The organism is Streptomyces sp. NPDC002623 (assembly GCF_053592635.1).
Genome location: NZ_JBSFWB010000053.1, coordinates 12,690 through 27,865, shown reverse-complemented (window position 1 = coordinate 27,865; position 15,176 = coordinate 12,690). Strand labels below are relative to the sequence as shown.

Annotated in this window: 14 protein-coding genes; 7 read left to right on the top strand and 7 right to left on the bottom strand. The window is 70.6% G+C overall.

Annotated elements, in window-relative coordinates; all coding sequences use genetic code 11:
- Window positions 1-7: 7 nt before the first annotated feature.
- The 3 genes from ACWD4O_RS44755 to ACWD4O_RS44745 are packed head-to-tail and all read right to left on the bottom strand — an operon-like array spanning window position 8 to window position 2,504.
- Window positions 8-625: a 3-oxoacid CoA-transferase subunit B gene (locus ACWD4O_RS44755; protein WP_451288815.1), complete on the bottom strand. Its 618-nt coding sequence runs from the start codon at window positions 623-625 to the stop codon at window positions 8-10.
- Window positions 625-1,320 carry a 3-oxoacid CoA-transferase subunit A gene (locus tag ACWD4O_RS44750; protein WP_451288814.1) on the bottom strand — a complete coding sequence of 232 codons (696 nt, stop codon included), beginning with the start codon at window positions 1,318-1,320 and terminating at the stop codon, window positions 625-627. The genes ACWD4O_RS44755 and ACWD4O_RS44750 overlap by 1 nt, the downstream gene beginning before the upstream one ends.
- Window positions 1,317-2,504: a thiolase family protein gene (locus ACWD4O_RS44745; protein ID WP_451288813.1), complete on the bottom strand. Its 1,188-nt coding sequence runs from the start codon at window positions 2,502-2,504 to the stop codon at window positions 1,317-1,319. The genes ACWD4O_RS44750 and ACWD4O_RS44745 overlap by 4 nt, the downstream gene beginning before the upstream one ends.
- A gap of 78 nt (window positions 2,505-2,582) precedes the next feature.
- Here ACWD4O_RS44745 and ACWD4O_RS44740 point away from each other — a divergent pair, with 78 nt between their 5' ends.
- The 5 genes from ACWD4O_RS44740 (at window position 2,583) to ACWD4O_RS44720 (ending at window position 8,419) form a co-directional block, all read left to right on the top strand.
- On the top strand, window positions 2,583-3,464 hold the full coding sequence (locus ACWD4O_RS44740) for a LysR substrate-binding domain-containing protein (protein ID WP_451288812.1): 882 nt from the start codon (window positions 2,583-2,585) through the stop codon (window positions 3,462-3,464).
- Between the two features lie 99 nt (window positions 3,465-3,563).
- Complete coding sequence (locus ACWD4O_RS44735; RefSeq protein WP_451288811.1) at window positions 3,564-4,523, top strand: helix-turn-helix domain-containing protein; 960 nt, start codon at window positions 3,564-3,566, stop codon at window positions 4,521-4,523.
- Between the two features lie 144 nt (window positions 4,524-4,667).
- Complete coding sequence (locus tag ACWD4O_RS44730; protein WP_451288810.1) at window positions 4,668-6,458, top strand: FAD-dependent oxidoreductase; 1,791 nt, start codon at window positions 4,668-4,670, stop codon at window positions 6,456-6,458.
- Between the two features lie 3 nt (window positions 6,459-6,461).
- A complete protein-coding gene (locus tag ACWD4O_RS44725; protein WP_451288809.1) occupies window positions 6,462-7,517 on the top strand; it encodes a maleylacetate reductase in 1,056 nt (351 codons plus the stop codon).
- Window positions 7,514-8,419 carry an intradiol ring-cleavage dioxygenase gene (locus ACWD4O_RS44720; protein WP_451288808.1) on the top strand — a complete coding sequence of 302 codons (906 nt, stop codon included), beginning with the start codon at window positions 7,514-7,516 and terminating at the stop codon, window positions 8,417-8,419. Before ACWD4O_RS44725 ends, ACWD4O_RS44720 begins: the two co-directional genes overlap by 4 nt.
- Before the next feature lie 88 nt (window positions 8,420-8,507).
- Here the strand turns inward: ACWD4O_RS44720 and ACWD4O_RS44715 are convergent, their stop codons facing one another.
- From ACWD4O_RS44715 to ACWD4O_RS44700, 4 genes are all read right to left on the bottom strand, one after another.
- Entirely contained in the window at window positions 8,508-8,777 is a 270-nt protein-coding gene (locus tag ACWD4O_RS44715) for a PTS transporter subunit EIIB (protein WP_451288807.1), read from the bottom strand.
- A complete protein-coding gene (locus tag ACWD4O_RS44710) occupies window positions 8,764-9,627 on the bottom strand; it encodes a PRD domain-containing protein (RefSeq protein ID WP_451288806.1) in 864 nt (287 codons plus the stop codon). The genes ACWD4O_RS44715 and ACWD4O_RS44710 overlap by 14 nt, the downstream gene beginning before the upstream one ends.
- 78 nt (window positions 9,628-9,705) lie before the next feature.
- On the bottom strand, window positions 9,706-11,148 hold the full coding sequence (locus ACWD4O_RS44705) for a glycoside hydrolase family 1 protein (protein ID WP_451288805.1): 1,443 nt from the start codon (window positions 11,146-11,148) through the stop codon (window positions 9,706-9,708).
- A 12-nt stretch (window positions 11,149-11,160) separates the two neighbouring features.
- Window positions 11,161-13,056, bottom strand: coding sequence for a beta-glucoside-specific PTS transporter subunit IIABC (locus ACWD4O_RS44700; protein WP_451288803.1), 1,896 nt, complete (start codon window positions 13,054-13,056; stop codon window positions 11,161-11,163).
- Window positions 13,057-13,482: 426 nt separating this feature from the next.
- Between ACWD4O_RS44700 and ACWD4O_RS44695 the strand changes: the two genes are divergently transcribed.
- Both ACWD4O_RS44695 and ACWD4O_RS44690 read left to right on the top strand, forming a co-directional pair.
- Entirely contained in the window at window positions 13,483-14,502 is a 1,020-nt protein-coding gene (locus tag ACWD4O_RS44695) for a Gfo/Idh/MocA family protein (protein WP_451288802.1), read from the top strand.
- Entirely contained in the window at window positions 14,499-15,110 is a 612-nt protein-coding gene (locus ACWD4O_RS44690; RefSeq protein ID WP_451288801.1) for a histidine phosphatase family protein, read from the top strand. The genes ACWD4O_RS44695 and ACWD4O_RS44690 overlap by 4 nt, the downstream gene beginning before the upstream one ends.
- Window positions 15,111-15,176: the final 66 nt, after the last annotated feature.

Below are 15,176 nucleotides of genomic sequence, written 5' to 3'. Positions count from 1 at the left end.
CGGCGTCCTAGAGACCGAGGCGGGCCGACAGGTCCTCGGCCGTGGTGCCGTAGGTCTCCAGGATCTTCACCTCGCCGCCCGCGAGGTCGAAGATCCCGTGGTCGGTGTAGACCCGGCTCACGCAGGCCTGTCCGGTGAGCGGGTAGGTGCAGGCCGGCACCAGCTTGGGGGAGCCGTTCTTGGCGAAGAGCGTCATCATCACGTAGACGTCCTTGGCGCCGATGGCCAGGTCCATCGCGCCGCCCACGGCCGGGATGTCGTCGGGGCGGCCGGTGTGCCAGTTGGCCAGGTCCCCGTTGAAGGCGACCTGGTAGGCGCCGAGCACACACACGTCGAGATGGCCGCCGCGCATCATCGCGAAGGAGTCGGCGTGGTGGAAGTACGACGCGCCCGGCAGCTCGGTCACCGGCACCTTGCCGGCGTTGGTCAGGTCCGGATCGATCTCGTCGCCGACGGCGGCGCGGCCCATGTTGAGCATGCCGTTCTCGGTGTGCAGGACGATGCCGGAGCCCTCCGGCAGATGGTCGGCCACCTTGGTCGGATGGCCGATGCCCAGATTGACGTAGGAACCGGAAGGGATGTCGCGGGCGACGACGGCGGCGAGCTCGTCGGGGGTGAGTGCCATCAGCGGGCTCCTTCGGAGGTGTACCGGCGGGGCTGGACCGGCACGATCCGGTCGACGTAGATGCCCGGTGTCACGACGGCCTCGGGGTCGAGGGAGCCGACGGGCACGACCTCGGCGACCTGGACGATCGTCAGGGCGGCGGCCGTAGCCATGACCGGACCGAAGTTGCGCGCGGTCTTCCGGTAGACGAGGTTGCCCATCCCGTCGGCGCGGTGGGCGCCGATGAGGGCGACATCGCCCCTGATCGGGTACTCCAGCACGTGGTCGCGCCCGTCGATGGTGCGGACCTCCTTGCCCTCGGCCAGCGGCGTGCCCACGGCCGTCGGGCAGTAGAACGCGCCGATGCCCGCACCGGCCGCGCGCAACCGCTCGGCCAGATTGCCCTGCGGGACGACTTCGAGTTCGACCTTGCCGGCGCGGTACAGCTCGTCGAAGACGTACGAGTCGCTCTGCCGGGGGAAGGAGCAGACCACCTTCCGCACCCGCCCGGCCTTGAGCAGCGCCGCCAGGCCGACCTCCCCGTTGCCGGCGTTGTTGCTGACGACCGTCAGGTCCTTCGCGCCCTGCCGGATGAGCCCGTCGACGAGGTCGAAGGGCATGCCGGCCAGACCGAAGCCGCCCACCAGGACGGTGCTGCCGTCCTCGATCCCGGCCACCGCCTCGTCGACGGACTCGAGCACCTCGGCCCGGCTCATCGACCGGCCTCCACGTTCTCCAGCACGACCGCGAGCGCCTGCCCGACGCCGATGCAGATCGCCGCCACGCCGTACCGCTCGCCGCGTTCGGCCAGCACCTTCGCGAGCGTCCCGAGGAGGCGGGCGCCGGACGCGCCGAGGGGGTGGCCGATCGCGATGGCGCCGCCCTTCACGTTCACGATGTCGGGGTCGATGCCCCAGGCGTCCACACAGGCGAGGGACTGCACGGCGAACGCCTCGTTCAGCTCCACCGCGCCGACCTGGTCCCACCCGATGCCGGCTCGCGCGAGCGCACGCTCGGCGGCCTCGACCGGCGCGAATCCGAACGCCTGCGGCTCCAGCGCGGAGGCGCCCCGGCCCGCGATTCTGGCCAGCGGCGCCAGGCCGATGACGTCCGCCGCCGCCTCGGAGCCCAGCAGCACGGCGGATGCGCCGTCGTTGAGCGGCGAGGCGTTGCCCGCGGTGATCGTGCCGTCCTCGCGGAACGACGGCTTCAGCGCGGCCAGCTTCTCCGCGGTGGAGTCGGCCCGGATGCCCTCGTCGCGGGCGAGTTCGGCACCGTCGACCGGCACGACCAGGTCGTCGTAGAAGCCCTTGTCCCAGGCCGCAGCGGCCAGCCGGTGGGAGCGGACGGCGAACTCGTCCTGCCGCTCGCGCGCGATCCCGAACCGCTCCCGCAGCTGCTCGTTGCACTCGCCCAGCGAGACCGTCCACTCCGCCGGCATCCGGGGGTTCACCAGTCGCCAGCCCAGCGTGGTGGAGACCGCGGTGGCGTTGCCGGCGGGGAAGGCGCGGTCGGGCTTCGGGAGCACCCAAGGGGCCCGGGTCATCGACTCCACTCCACCGACCAGCACGACGTCGGCGTCTCCCACCTCGATGGTCCGCGACCCGATGATCGCGGCGTCGAGCGACGAGCCGCACAGCCGGTTGACCGTCGTGGCGGGCACGGAGACGGGCAGCCCGGCCAGCAGGGCGGCCATCCGGCCGACGTTCCGGTTGTCCTCACCCGCCTGGTTGGCGTTGCCCCACACGATCTCCCCGATCGCGGCGGGGTCGAGACCGGGCGTCTTCGCGAGCACGCCGTCGATCGCGGACGCGGCGAGATCGTCGGGGCGGACTCCGCTGAGGGCGCCGTTGAAACGCCCGAACGGCGTACGGGCCGCGGCGTAGACGAAAGCAGTCATGCCGCCCACGCTAAGCGTAGACCTTGATACGGTGAAGGACCGATATTCGACCCAATTGAGATGCAGGAAGTCTTAACAGTGAACCTGCGTCACCTCCGCTACTTCGTCGCCGTCGCCGAGGAGCGCCACTTCGGCCGCGCCGCCGACCGGCTCCACATGGCGCAGCCGCCGCTCTCCCAGGCGATCCGTCAACTCGAGGCCGAGCTCGGGGTCGAGCTGCTGCACCGCACCACCCGGCGGGTCGACCTCACCGAAGCCGGCCACGCCTACCTCGCCCGGGCGCGCGCGATCCTCGCCGACGTCGACGATGCCGCCCACGAGGCCCGCCGGGTCGCGGCCGGAGCGGTCGGCCACCTCGCGATCGGCTGCGTCGGCTCGGCGACCTACAGCCTGCTCCCGGCGCTGTCCCGCCGGCTCGCGACCGAGCTGCCCGGTGTGGACTTCGCCTTCCGCGGCGAGATGCTCGCGCCCGATCAGGTCGAGGCCCTGCGGTCGGGCGAGATCGACATCGCCCTGCTGCGGCCGCCGGTCGCCGACCCGTCGCTCGCGGTCACACCGCTGCGGCGCGACCGGCTGGTGGTCGCGCTGCCCGCCGACCATCCGCTGGCCCGGCGCAAGCATATCCGGGCGGCGGACCTGGGGCGCTGCGATCTCATCGTCCACTCCGCCGACCGACGCTCGGTGATGTACGGCGTGGTGCTCGGGCTGCTCCGGGACGCCGGCGTCGGTCCGCACATCCGGCACGAGGTGGGGGAGACCTCCACCCTGGTCACCCTGGTGGCCGGCGGACTCGGTGTCGCGGTCGTGCCCGAGCCGGTGACCGCGCTCGCGCTCGCGGGCGTCGTCTACCGACCGCTGGTCCGCCCGGCCGCCACCGTCGACCTCGCCGTCGCACACCGGTCCGACCGGACGGAGCCGCATCTGAGCCGGACGATCGAGGTCGTTCGCCGGATGTTCTGACGCGGACCGCCCGCACTGCGTCCTGATCGCGTTCTTCATCGCCTTCTTCGCGTGACCGGCCTCTACACCCTCCGACGCCACGGCCCTACCCTCGAAACCATGCACCCGGTCCAAGCAGCAGCGCCCCGCCCGGCGCACGTGTTCTCGACGGCGCAGGTGCCGTCGGCGGAGCGGCTGCGGGCCTGGGAGGAGCACAACGCCGCCGCGCTGATCGCTCTGCAGTGCCGTACGTCCGGCGGGGCGGACTTCCGGGCGCGAGAGGACAACCTTCAGCTCGGGCGGGTTCACCTGGCTCGGGTCCGCACCACGGCACATGTCGTCGAGCGCCCGGCCGATCTCATCGAACGGCAGCCCACGGGTTCCGTCGCGATCTACATCTCCCTGCGCGGGGACTCGCTGTTCCAACAGGCGGGCAGGCGGCAGCTCGTCCGCGCCGGTGACCTTCTGGTCTGCGACGCGGACGGGCACTTCGTCCGTGGATTCGGCCACGGTCTGGACGAACTGGCGGTGCGGGTGGACCGCCACGCGCTGCCGGACGCCGCCGGTGTCCCCAGGCCCGGAGAACCCGTCATCGTCCGGAGGAGCGAGCGGAATCCGTACGGTCGTGCGATCGCCCGCCTGGTCGGACGTGCCGTCGGCGTCGCGGACGCGACGCGCCCCGACGAGCAGACGATCGTGGACCTCGTGTCCGTGCTCGCGAGCAACGGCCTCACCCGTCCGCACATCGTCCACCGCGCGCTCGCCTGCGCCTGTATCGAGGAGCGACTGCGTGATCCACGCCTGTCGGCGCCCGAGGTCGCCGACGCGGTGGGCATCAGCGTCCGTCAGCTCACCCGCGTCTTCGCCGAGGCGGGAACGACGTTTCCGCGCTATGTGCTCGGACGGCGGCTCGAGCTCGCCCACGGCATGCTGAGTGGACCGGGCGCCGCGGTGTCGAGTACGGCCACGGTGGCGACCATGTGCGGATTCAACTCGGCCGCGCACTTCTCACAGACCTTCCACGCCCGGTTCGGCGTCACCGCAGGCGAGTTGCGCCGTACGGCCGCGAAGCGCGCCTGAGCGGACGCGCGGCGCGACCGAACGGCCGAGCCAGACGGCCGAGCCATACGGATTTCGGCCGTCCTCCCCACCATCCGGCCTGGTGGGCACAGGGCCGCGGGCACGCTGACTGCAGAACACCGCGAGAAGAAGGTGAGACACCCCATGCCCGACTTCAACGACGGTCAGCGAGTGACCGAACTTCCGGCATCGTCGCAGGTGGAGACGGACGTCCTGATCGTCGGTTCCGGTCCGGCCGGCGCCTCGGCGGCGCTGTTCCTGTCCGCCCTGGGCATCGACAACATCGTGATCACCAAGTACCGGTGGACCGCGAACACCCCACGGGCGCACATCACCAACCAGCGGGCGATGGAGATCTTCCGCGACATGGGGATCGAGGACCAGGTGCTTGCCGACGCCACCGCGCACGACCTCGTCGGTGACACCGTCTTCTGCACCTCCATCGCGGGCGAGGAGATCGGCCGCATCCACACCTGGGGCACCCGGCCCGACCGGGAGGCGGACTACCGGCTGGCCTCGCCCTGTCTCACCGTCGACATCCCGCAGACCTACCTGGAACCGATCCTCGTCAGGAACGCCACCGTGCGCGGGACCCAGACCCGCTTCTCCACCGAGTACGTCTCGCACACCCAGGACGACACGGGCGTCACGGTCCAGGTGCGCGACCGGCTCACCGGCCAGGAGTACGACATCCGGGCGAAGTACCTCATCGGCGCCGACGGCGCCCGCTCGCGGGTCGCCGAGGACATCGGTCTGCCCTACGAGGGCGCGATGGACATCGCCGGTTCGATGAACATCACCTTCAAGGCCGAGATCGAGTCCTACGTCGGGCACCGGCCCTCCGTCCTGTACTGGGTGATCCAGCCGGGCGCCAACGTCGGCGGCATCGGCGCCGGCCTGGTCCGGATGGTCCGCCCCTGGAACGAGTGGCTCATCGTGTGGGGCTACGACATCGGCTCCGAGCCTCCGGTGGTCGACGAGGCCGAGGCCGTCCGCATCGTGCGCCAGCTGCTGGGCATCCCGGATCTGGAAGTCGAGATCACCGGCACCAGCCTCTGGGGCAACAACGAGATGTACGCCACCCACCTGCAGAAGGGCCGCGTCTTCTGCGCGGGCGACGCCGTCCACCGCCACCCGCCGAGCAACGGCCTGGGGTCGAACACGAGCATCCAGGACTCCTACAACCTGGCCTGGAAGCTCGCGGCCGTGCTGCGCGGACAGGCCGATCCGTCGCTGCTGGAGACCTACTCGGCGGAGCGCGCGCCCGTCGCCGAACGGATCGTCACCCGGGCCAACAAGTCGAGCCGCGAGTTCGCCGACATCTTCCAGGCACTCGGCGTCCTCGACGCGAAGGACGAGGCCGAGATGCAGGCCCGGATCGAGGAACGGAAGGCCAACACCCCCGAGGGCGCGGCCAAGCGGGCGGCCCTCGTGGCGGCGATGGAGACCAAGAACTACGAGTTCAACGCCCACGGCGTCGAGCTGGGCCAGTTCTACGAGTCCACCGCCGTCGTCTCCGACGGCACCCGCCCCGCGCCGAGCCGGGACGAGGACCTCTACCACGTCATGTCGACCAGCCCCGGCGCGCACATCCCGCACGCCTGGGTCGGCGACAACGCCACCAAGCTCGCCCTGCTGGACCTGGCGCCCTACACCCGCTGGACGCTCATCACGGGCATCGCCGGCCAGGACTGGAGCGGCGCCGCCGAGAAGGTCGCGCAGGACCTCGGGATCCCGCTCGAAACCGTGGTGATCGGCCCGGGCCGCGAGGTGACGGACCTCTACTACGACTGGGCCAAGCTCCGGGAGGTCGAGGAGTCCGGCGCGATCCTGGTCCGGCCCGACAAACATGTCGCCTGGCGCTCCATGAGCCTCGCCGACGATCCCGAGGCAGCGCTTCGCGGCGCGCTCGCCCAGATCCTCGGGAAGGCGTGAACCATGCGGTTCTCCCACGAGACGCTGCCACAGCGCGTCGTCTTCGCCCCCGGTGAGGCGCCGACCGCGGTAGCGGCCGAAGCGGCCGCACTGAGGGCGACCAAGGTGATGCTCATCTCCGGGCCGTCGGAGTCCGCCCTCGCCGATCGCGTCGCCGCCGACCTGCCGGTCGTGGTGCGTCACGACGAGGTCGTCATGCATGTTCCGGTCGACGTGGCCGACCGCGCCAGGAAGGCCGCGACGGAGGGTGCCGTGGACGCGCTGGTGTGCGTCGGCGGCGGTTCGACGACCGGCCTGGCCAAGGCGGTGGCGCTGACGACCGGCCTGCCGATCGTCGCGGTCCCCACCACGTACGCCGGTTCGGAGGCGACGAACGTCTGGGGCCTGACCGAGGGCGAGGTGAAGACCACCGGCGTCGACCCACGCGTCCTGCCCCGCTCCGTCGTCTACGACGCCTCGCTGATGCTGAGCCTGCCGGTGGAGATGTCCGTGGCCAGCGGCCTCAACGCCCTGGCCCACTGCGTCGACTCCATGTGGGCCCCCCGCGCCGACCCGATCGACCGGGCACTGGCGGGGGAGGGCATCCGGGGCCTGGCCCTCGGCCTGCCCGCCGTGGCCGCCGACCCGACCGGGCTGGAAGGCCGCGAACAGACGCTCTACGGCGCCTACCTGGCCGCCGTCGCCTTCGCCTCGGCAGGCTCGGGGATGCACCACAAGATCTGTCATGTGCTCGGCGGGATGTTCAACCTCCCGCACGCCCAGACCCACGCGGTGGTGCTGCCGCACGTGCTGGCCTTCAACGCCCCGGCCGCGCCGGAGGCCGAGCGGCGCATCGCCCAGGGTTTCGGGAGCCCGACCGCGGTGGCGGGACTCGCGGCCCTGCGCGAGACGCTCGACGCTCCGCGCGCGCTGCGCGACTACGGCATGCCCGAGGACGGCATCGCCCGGGCGGTGGCGCCGATCCTCGACGCCGTGCCCGCCGACAACCCCACTGCGTTGACCGAGGAGAACCTCACCGCGCTGCTGCGCGCGGCCTGGGAAGGAAGTGACCCCGCATGACCCTCCAGTCCACCCGCGACGTCTCGCCGGAGCAGACGGCCCGCGAGGAGGAACTGATCGCGCGAGTACAGCGCTCCTTCGACTCCTGCCGGGACCCCCGTCTGAAGGAGCTGATGCGGGCGGTCGTCAAGCACCTCCACGCCTTCCTGCGCGACGTCCGCCTCACCGAGGAGGAGTGGAACAAGGGCATCGAGTTCCTCACCGCCGTCGGACACCTCACCGACGACAAGCGTCAGGAGTTCATCCTGCTCTCCGACACCCTCGGGGCGTCGATGCAGACCATCGCGATCAACAACGAGGCCTACGGCGACGCCACCGAGGCCACGGTCTTCGGCCCCTTCTTCGTCGAGGGATCGCCCAGGGTCGAGCCGGGCGGGGACATGTCCTTCGGGGCCGCCGGCGAGCCGTGCTGGGTCGAGGGAACCGTCCGTGACGCCGACGGCACGCCGATTCCCGGGGCGAAGATCGAGGTCTGGGAGGCGGACGAGGACGGCTTCTACGACGTGCAGTACGACGACGACCGGGTGGCGGCCCGGGCGCATCTGTTCACCGACGCCGACGGGAGCTACCGCTTCTGGGGCGTCACGCCGACGCCGTACCCGATCCCGCACGACGGCCCCGTGGGGAAGATGCTGGAAGCGACCGGCCGCTCACCGATGCGGGCCTCGCATCTCCACTTCCTGGTCGAGGCACCCGGGTGCCGGACGCTCGTGACCCACATCTTCGTCAGGGGCGACGAGCTGCTCGACTCCGACACGGTGTTCGGCGTCAAGGAGTCCCTGGTCAAGACCTTCGAGAGCCGACCGGCCGGCACGCCGACGCCGGACGGGCGCGTCATCGACGGCACCTGGACGCAGGTGCGGTTCGACATCGTCCTGGCACCCGCCGACAGCCGGGGGTGACGCGCGTCCGCGGCAGGATCCGGCCTGCCGCGGAAGGTCCCTGCAACGGGCGGGCCGGGGACACCCGGCACGCCCGGACGGGATGCCTTCAGGGAGCGCCGGTGTCGCCGAGCTCGTCGCGAAGCTCCGCGAACAGCCGGAAGAGGTCGCGCCGGGGCGCGACGTGCAGCTCGTCCGCCTGCCACACGGCGAAGGCGACCAGGGGATGCGCCCGCAGAGCATCGAGGTCGGCGGCGGCCGGATCGAGCAGCCCGAACCGGAGCCGGACGAAGCAGTGCGTCAGCCGGGTGACGTTCTCCCGGCCGCCGACGCCACGGAGAATCGCGCGCGCGTCCTGCTCGCCGCTAGGCGCCGGCATGGGCGCCCTCCGCCGTGTCGGACTGTCCTGTCAGGCGACTGACGTGCAGCGCGAGATAGAGGATCTCCTCCCGGCCGACCTCCCAGTCGAAGAGTTCCTCCATGCGGTGCGCCAGTCGCTCGGCGCAGGCGTACTCGAGCGGCCTGGCGTTCTTGACCGCCTCGCCGATCTGGTCGCCGACCTCGGGGGACTGCTTGCCGTCCCGGGCGCGCAGGAAGAGATAGCGCAGATGGGTGACGAAGCGCGCCGCCGCGAGGGAGCGCTGGTCGATCGTGACTCCGAAGGCCTCCCCGATCGTCTCCAGCGCGACCCTCAGCCACTGCGTCATCTGCACGGTCGCCGCGATGTCGCCGGATCCGATCTGGGCGTTGACGAAGTGCAGGGCGAGGGGCAGGGCCTCGGTCTCGTCCATCCGCACGCCGAGCCGACGCTCGATGATGTCCAGGGCCACCGTGCCCATCTCGGCCTCTGCCGGATAGAGGTTCTCGATCTCCCACTTCAGCGGGTACTCGATCGAGGCTCCGGCGCGGGCCCGGGCGAGCGCGAAGTGGACGTGGTCGGCCAGGGGCAGCAGAACGTGTTCGCTGATCTTCTCGCCGAGCCGGGCCCGTGCGGCGGCGACGACCTCTTCCATGACCGCGATCTCTTCGAGGGGGATCTCGGCGGCCAGGGCGGCGAGGCGCTCGGCGGGCATCGCCTGGGCCACGAACTGGCGCTCGACCAGGCCGACGTTCACGGCGTCGCCGGGCTTGACCTGGAAACCGAGCCCTCGTCCCAGGAACACGGTCTCGGCGCCGTGCTCATCGACGCCGAGCACGACGTTGTTGTTGAAGATCTTCTTGACGCGCATCGTTGCGTGAGTCCTTACTGGCCAGGCCCAGGAGCAGGATAGCCGCGCTCCTGGGCCTCGCCGGAAGCATGGCGGGGGCTACGCTCTTCCGTCGCCCCGCAGCAGGTTGCCGCCCTGACTGCGGATGACGTCGGCGTACCAGTCGAAGGACTTCTTCCGGTGGCGGGCCAGGGTGCCGTTGCCGTCGTCGTCACGGTCGACGTAGACGAACCCGTAGCGCTTGCTCATCTGGGCGGTGCTGGCGCTGACGAGGTCGATGCAGCCCCAGGTGGTGTAGCCGAGGACGTCGACGCCGTCGGCGATCGCCTCGCCGACCTGGACCAGGTGGTCGTTGAGGTAGGCGATGCGGTAGTCGTCGTCCACCGTGAGCCGGCCGTCCACCTCGATCAGTTCGTCCCTGGCCCCGAGGCCGTTCTCGACGATGAACAGAGGCTTCTGCCACCGGTCCCAGAACTGGTTCAGCACGATGCGCAGACCCGTCGGGTCGATCTGCCACCCCCACTCGCTGGCCTGGAGCGTCGGGTTCGGCACGCCGCCCATGATGTTGCCCTCGCCCGCCTTGCGCAGCTCGGGGTCGGCGGTCTCGCAGATGCTCATGTAGTAGCTGAAGGACACGAAGTCGACGGTGTGCGTGAGGAGTTCGCGGTCCTCGTCGGTGATGTCGAGCTCGATGCCGTTCTCGCGCAGGTGGCGCAGCGCGTATCCCGGGTAGGCGCCCCGCACGTGGACGTCGCCGAACATCAGGTTGGCGTGGTCGGAGTGCATCACGGCGAGGGCGTCGGAGGGGGCAGGGGTGAGCGGGTACAGGGGCATGGCGATCACCATGCAGCCCACCTTCGCGTCCGGCGCCGTCTCACGGGCGATCTTGGTGGCGAGCGCGCTGGCCACCAGTTCGTGGTGAACGGCCTGGAAGAGGTCCTGCCGGGACAGTTCCTCCTTCGGCGTCGCGATCGCGCCGCTCATAAAGGGCACGTGCAGCACCGAGTTGATCTCGTTGAAGGTCAGCCAGTACTTCACCCGACGGCCGTAGCGGTCGAACAGGACCCGGACGTACCGCTCGTAGAAGCCGATCAGCTCGCGGCTCGCCCAGCCGTTGTACTTCTCCGCCAGCGCCAGCGGGGTCTCGTAGTGGGAGATCGTGACGAGCGGTTCGATCCCGTGCTTCTCCAGCTCGTCGAGGACGCGGTCGTAGAAGGCGAGGCCTTCCTCGTTGGGCAGTTCGTCGTCGCCGTTCGGGAAGACACGGCTCCAGGCGATCGAGAAACGGAAGACCTTGAAGCCCATCTCGGCGAAGAGGGCGATGTCCTCGGCGTAGCGGTGGTAGAAGTCGATGCCCTCGAGCTTGAGGTTGTCGGGCGTGGGGCGCTCGGTGCGCGGGCCCGTGATGCCGCGGGGCAGGACGTCCTGGATGGAGAGTCCCTTGCCGCCCGTGTCGTGGGCGCCCTCGATCTGGTTGGCGGCCGTCGCGCCGCCCCACAGGAAGCTCGCCGGGAAGGGTCGGGGGGTGGTGGGGTCGGTCATAGGTCTCTCTCCTCAGCCGATCAGGTCGAGTGCGGCGTGCCGGGGCTGTACGTCACCGCTGGCGGTGGGCACGACCGCGGTGTGGCTGCCCGGGTCGGTCACGATCAGCACGGTGATGGGGTTGTAGCCCGCGTCCGCGACCACCTGGAGGTCGACGTCGGTCAGCAGATCGCCGGCGTTCACCCGCTGCCCCTGGGTGACGGCGGGGGTGAAGCCCCTGCCCTGCAGCTCGACGGTGTTCAGACCGATGTGCACGAGCACTTCCACGCCGGCGTCGCTGCGGATGCCGAAGGCGTGCGGCATCGCGCTGACGAGGGTGCCCGAGACGGGCGCGTACACCTTGCCCTCGCTGGGGACCACCGCCAGGCCGGAGCCCATCGTCCCGGAGGCGAACACCTGGTCGGGAACCTCGTCGAGGGGTACGACCTTCCCCGCGACCGGTACCTGGAGCGTCGCCACCACGTCCTCGGCCGCAGCCTTCTCGGCCGCCGCGTCCGGGGCGCCGGTGGCGGTACCGTCCGCCGTGGACAGGTCCTTGAAGCCGAGGACCATCGTCAGGGCGAAGGCGACGGCCATGGCGATCGCGCAGCCGATCAGCTGGAGGGCGAAGTTGCCGATGCCCAGGGCGGCGGTCAAGGTGATGGCGCCGGGCAGGACAAACCCCTCGACGGCCGAGCCGCCCGCCGCCGCGACGGCGCCGCCGACCGCGCCGCCGATGCAGGCGAAGAGGAACGGACGCTTGAGGCGCAGCGTGACACCGTAGATCGCCGGCTCGGTGATGCCCGCGAGGAAGGCGGAGACGGCGGCCGGGCCGGCCACGACCTTGAGGTCGCGGTCACGGGTCCTGAGGAACACCGCGAACGTCGCGGCCGCCTGGGCCAGCACCGGGGCGAACAGCGCCGCCGTCAGTTCCGAGTGGCCCGAGGTCGCCAGCTGTTGGGCCATGATCGGCACGAACGCCCAGTGGACACCGAAGAGGACGAAGACCTGCCAGAGCCCGCCGAGCACACCGCCGGCCGCCCAGGGAGCCAGCCCCCACAGCCGGTCGACGCCGGACGCGAGGCCGTCGCCGATCCAGGTCGAGGCCGGTCCGATGGCGAGGAACGTGACGGGCACGACGACCGCGATCGTGACCAGCGGAGTCACGAAGTTGCGCACCGCGTCCGGTGTCACCCGCTCCACCAGACGCTCCACGTGCGACTGGAAGTACACCGCCAGAATGGTCGGGATGACGGCGGAGAGGTAGCTGACCATCACGACCGGGATACCGAGGAAGGTGAGCTTCCCGCCCCCCTGGTCGAACGCCTGGAGCGTCAGACTCGTGCCGTCCGGGCCGGGCATGACGGCGATGGTGGCGGAGTAGACCAGGGAGCCGGCGACGGCGATCGCCGTGAACTGGTTCGCCTTGAACCGCTTGGCGGCGGTGACGGCCAACAGGATCGGCAGGAACTGGAACGTGGCGTCGGCCGCCGCGAACCAGATCGCGTACGTCGACGTGCCGCCGAAGTCCGGGCTGATCTTCACCGCGACCGCGAGGAACGCCTTGAGCAGGCCGACGCCCGCCAGGACCCACAGGAACGGCGTGAAGATGCTGGTGACGAGGTCGATCGTCCGCGCCAGCAGGCCACCGGCAGAGCTGGTGCCGCCCCCTTCCGCCCCCTGGGCGACGGCCTCCGCGTAGACCCGGTCGACCGTGTTGCCGATGACCACCTGGAACTGGCCGCCCGCCTCGACGACCGTGATGACACCGCGGGTGGACTCCACGGCGGCCTTGTCGGCCTTGGCCGGGTCGACGAGAACGAAACGCAGCCGGGTCGCGCAGTGGGTGAGGGACCTGATGTTGTCCTTGCCGCCGACGCCCTTCAGGACGTCCTCAGCGATCGATGCGTACTTGCTTGTAGTTGTCACGGCTCCTCCTCGAGCCCCGCTGTCCCGGACCTGCCTGCCCGGAATCGGGCAACAAAAAAACCCAAGCCGCGGCCCTTTTGCCATTCCGGAGAATGACGGGTCTCAGCTTGGGTTTTGCCTGTGGTCCAGTAACAATCCCAGCTTTGTTGCGACACCTGGAGGTGTCTTGGGGCGAGACAGTAGACGCCGGGTTTATCCGTGTCCAGACATCTTGCACGACGTTTTTCCCCGGACGAGGTCGTATACGGTGTGGCGGTGATCCCGTTGACGCGCGGACCGACTCGCGGCTACGGTGCGGGGCACGGATTGTGACCGGCGTGAGCCGGGCAAGACCTGGGACGAGTTGCCGAGAGGCAAGCGCTCCCGGGTCTTTTTTTGTGCGGGTACGCCGGTCAGAGGCGACCGAACGGCAACGAGGAGTGGCGAATGCGAACGCATGAAGTCCAGTGGGGGATCCTCGGCGCGGGCAACATCGCCCGCGTCTTCGCGAAGGACCTCGCCGCCGCCGGACTCCGCGTGTCGGCGGTCGCGGCACGCGACCCCGCCCGCGCGGCGAGGTTCGCGCGGGAGACCGGCATCCCGCGGTCCCACGGGTCCTACCGGGCCCTCGTCGAGGACCCGGACGTCGACGTCGTGTACGTGGCGACGCCCCAGCCCTTCCACGCCGAGCAGGCGCTGCTCGCGATCGAGGCGGGCAAGGCGGTGCTCGTCGAGAAGTCGTTCACCTCCGACGCCCCCTCGGCCCGCCGGCTCGTGGACGCGGCCCGCAGCCGGTCGGTGTTCCTGATGGAGGCGATGTGGACCCGGTTCCTGCCCACCTTCGCCGAGGTACGCGCCGAGCTGGCCCGCGGCTCGCTCGGCGAACTGAGAAGTGTCGTCACCCACCACTTCCAGAAGCTGGACGACTCACCGACCGGCCGGCACTACGACCCGGCGCTCGGCGGCGGCGCCGTCGCGGACCTGGGCGTGTACGGGGTCTCGTGCGCCTTCCATCTGCTGGGCGCACCGCACCGGATCACCGTCACGGGCTCCGCGACGCCGAGCGGCGTCGACACGAGCGCGTCCATCCTGATGAGGCACGACGCGGGAACGACGTCCACCACCGTCACCAGCATGGACACCCCCGGCCCCAACACCGCCGCCGTGATCGGCACGGAGGGCTGGATCGAGCTCGACCCCTACTGGTTCACCTCGACGGGCTTCACGCGGTACGACGCGGGCCGGCCCGGCAGCCCCGTACGCCGCTACGACCCGCCCGCCCTGCCCGGACGCGGCATGCACTTCCAGGCTCTCGAAGTCGAACGCTGCCTGCACGAGGGCGAGCTGGAGAGCCCGCTCATGCCGCTGGACGAAAGCGTCGCGGTGATGGACGCCCTGGACGAGATCCGCGGCCGGGTGGCCGCCCCCACCGCACCGGCGGACGCACCGTTGGCCGGGCTGCGATGAGACTGCATCTCGTACGGCACGCGCGCACCGAGTACAACGTCGCCGGCCGTCTCCAGGGCTGGTGCGACTCACCCCTGACACCCGACGGCCTCGGACAACTGCGGGCCACCGCGGACCACTTGGCAGGCGTCGAGCTGACGGCGGCCTGGGCCAGCCCCTCCGGACGGACGACGGCCACCGCGCGGGAGATCCTCCGGCACCACGACGGACTGCCGCTGCGCGCGGACGACGGACTGCGGGAGTACGCGTTCGGCGCGCTGGACGGACACCCCGAGAGCGAGCTGTTCGGCGAGGTGGACCCCCGTGAGTTCTTTGCGGATGTGATCGGTGGCAGACATCCCGGGCTGCCCGGTGGGGAACCGGCCGCGCAGTACGTCACCCGGGTCGCCGACGCCTTCGAACGGATCGCACGCGCCCATCCGGACGGCGAGGTCCTGGTCGTCAGTCACGGCATCACGCTGGTTACCTACCTGACACTCGTCGGGTTCACCCGAGTCGTGCCTCTCGGTAATTGCAGCGTGTCGACCGTAGAGATCACCGGGTCCCGTACCGAGGTCGTCGACGTGGGGTTCGAACCCCCCGTACCCGTCGACCGGACCACCGTTTGACCGTTTCCCCTTTACCCCCTCGGCGCCGTGAAATGCGCGGCGCTCGTGCTTTGCCGAAACGACAGC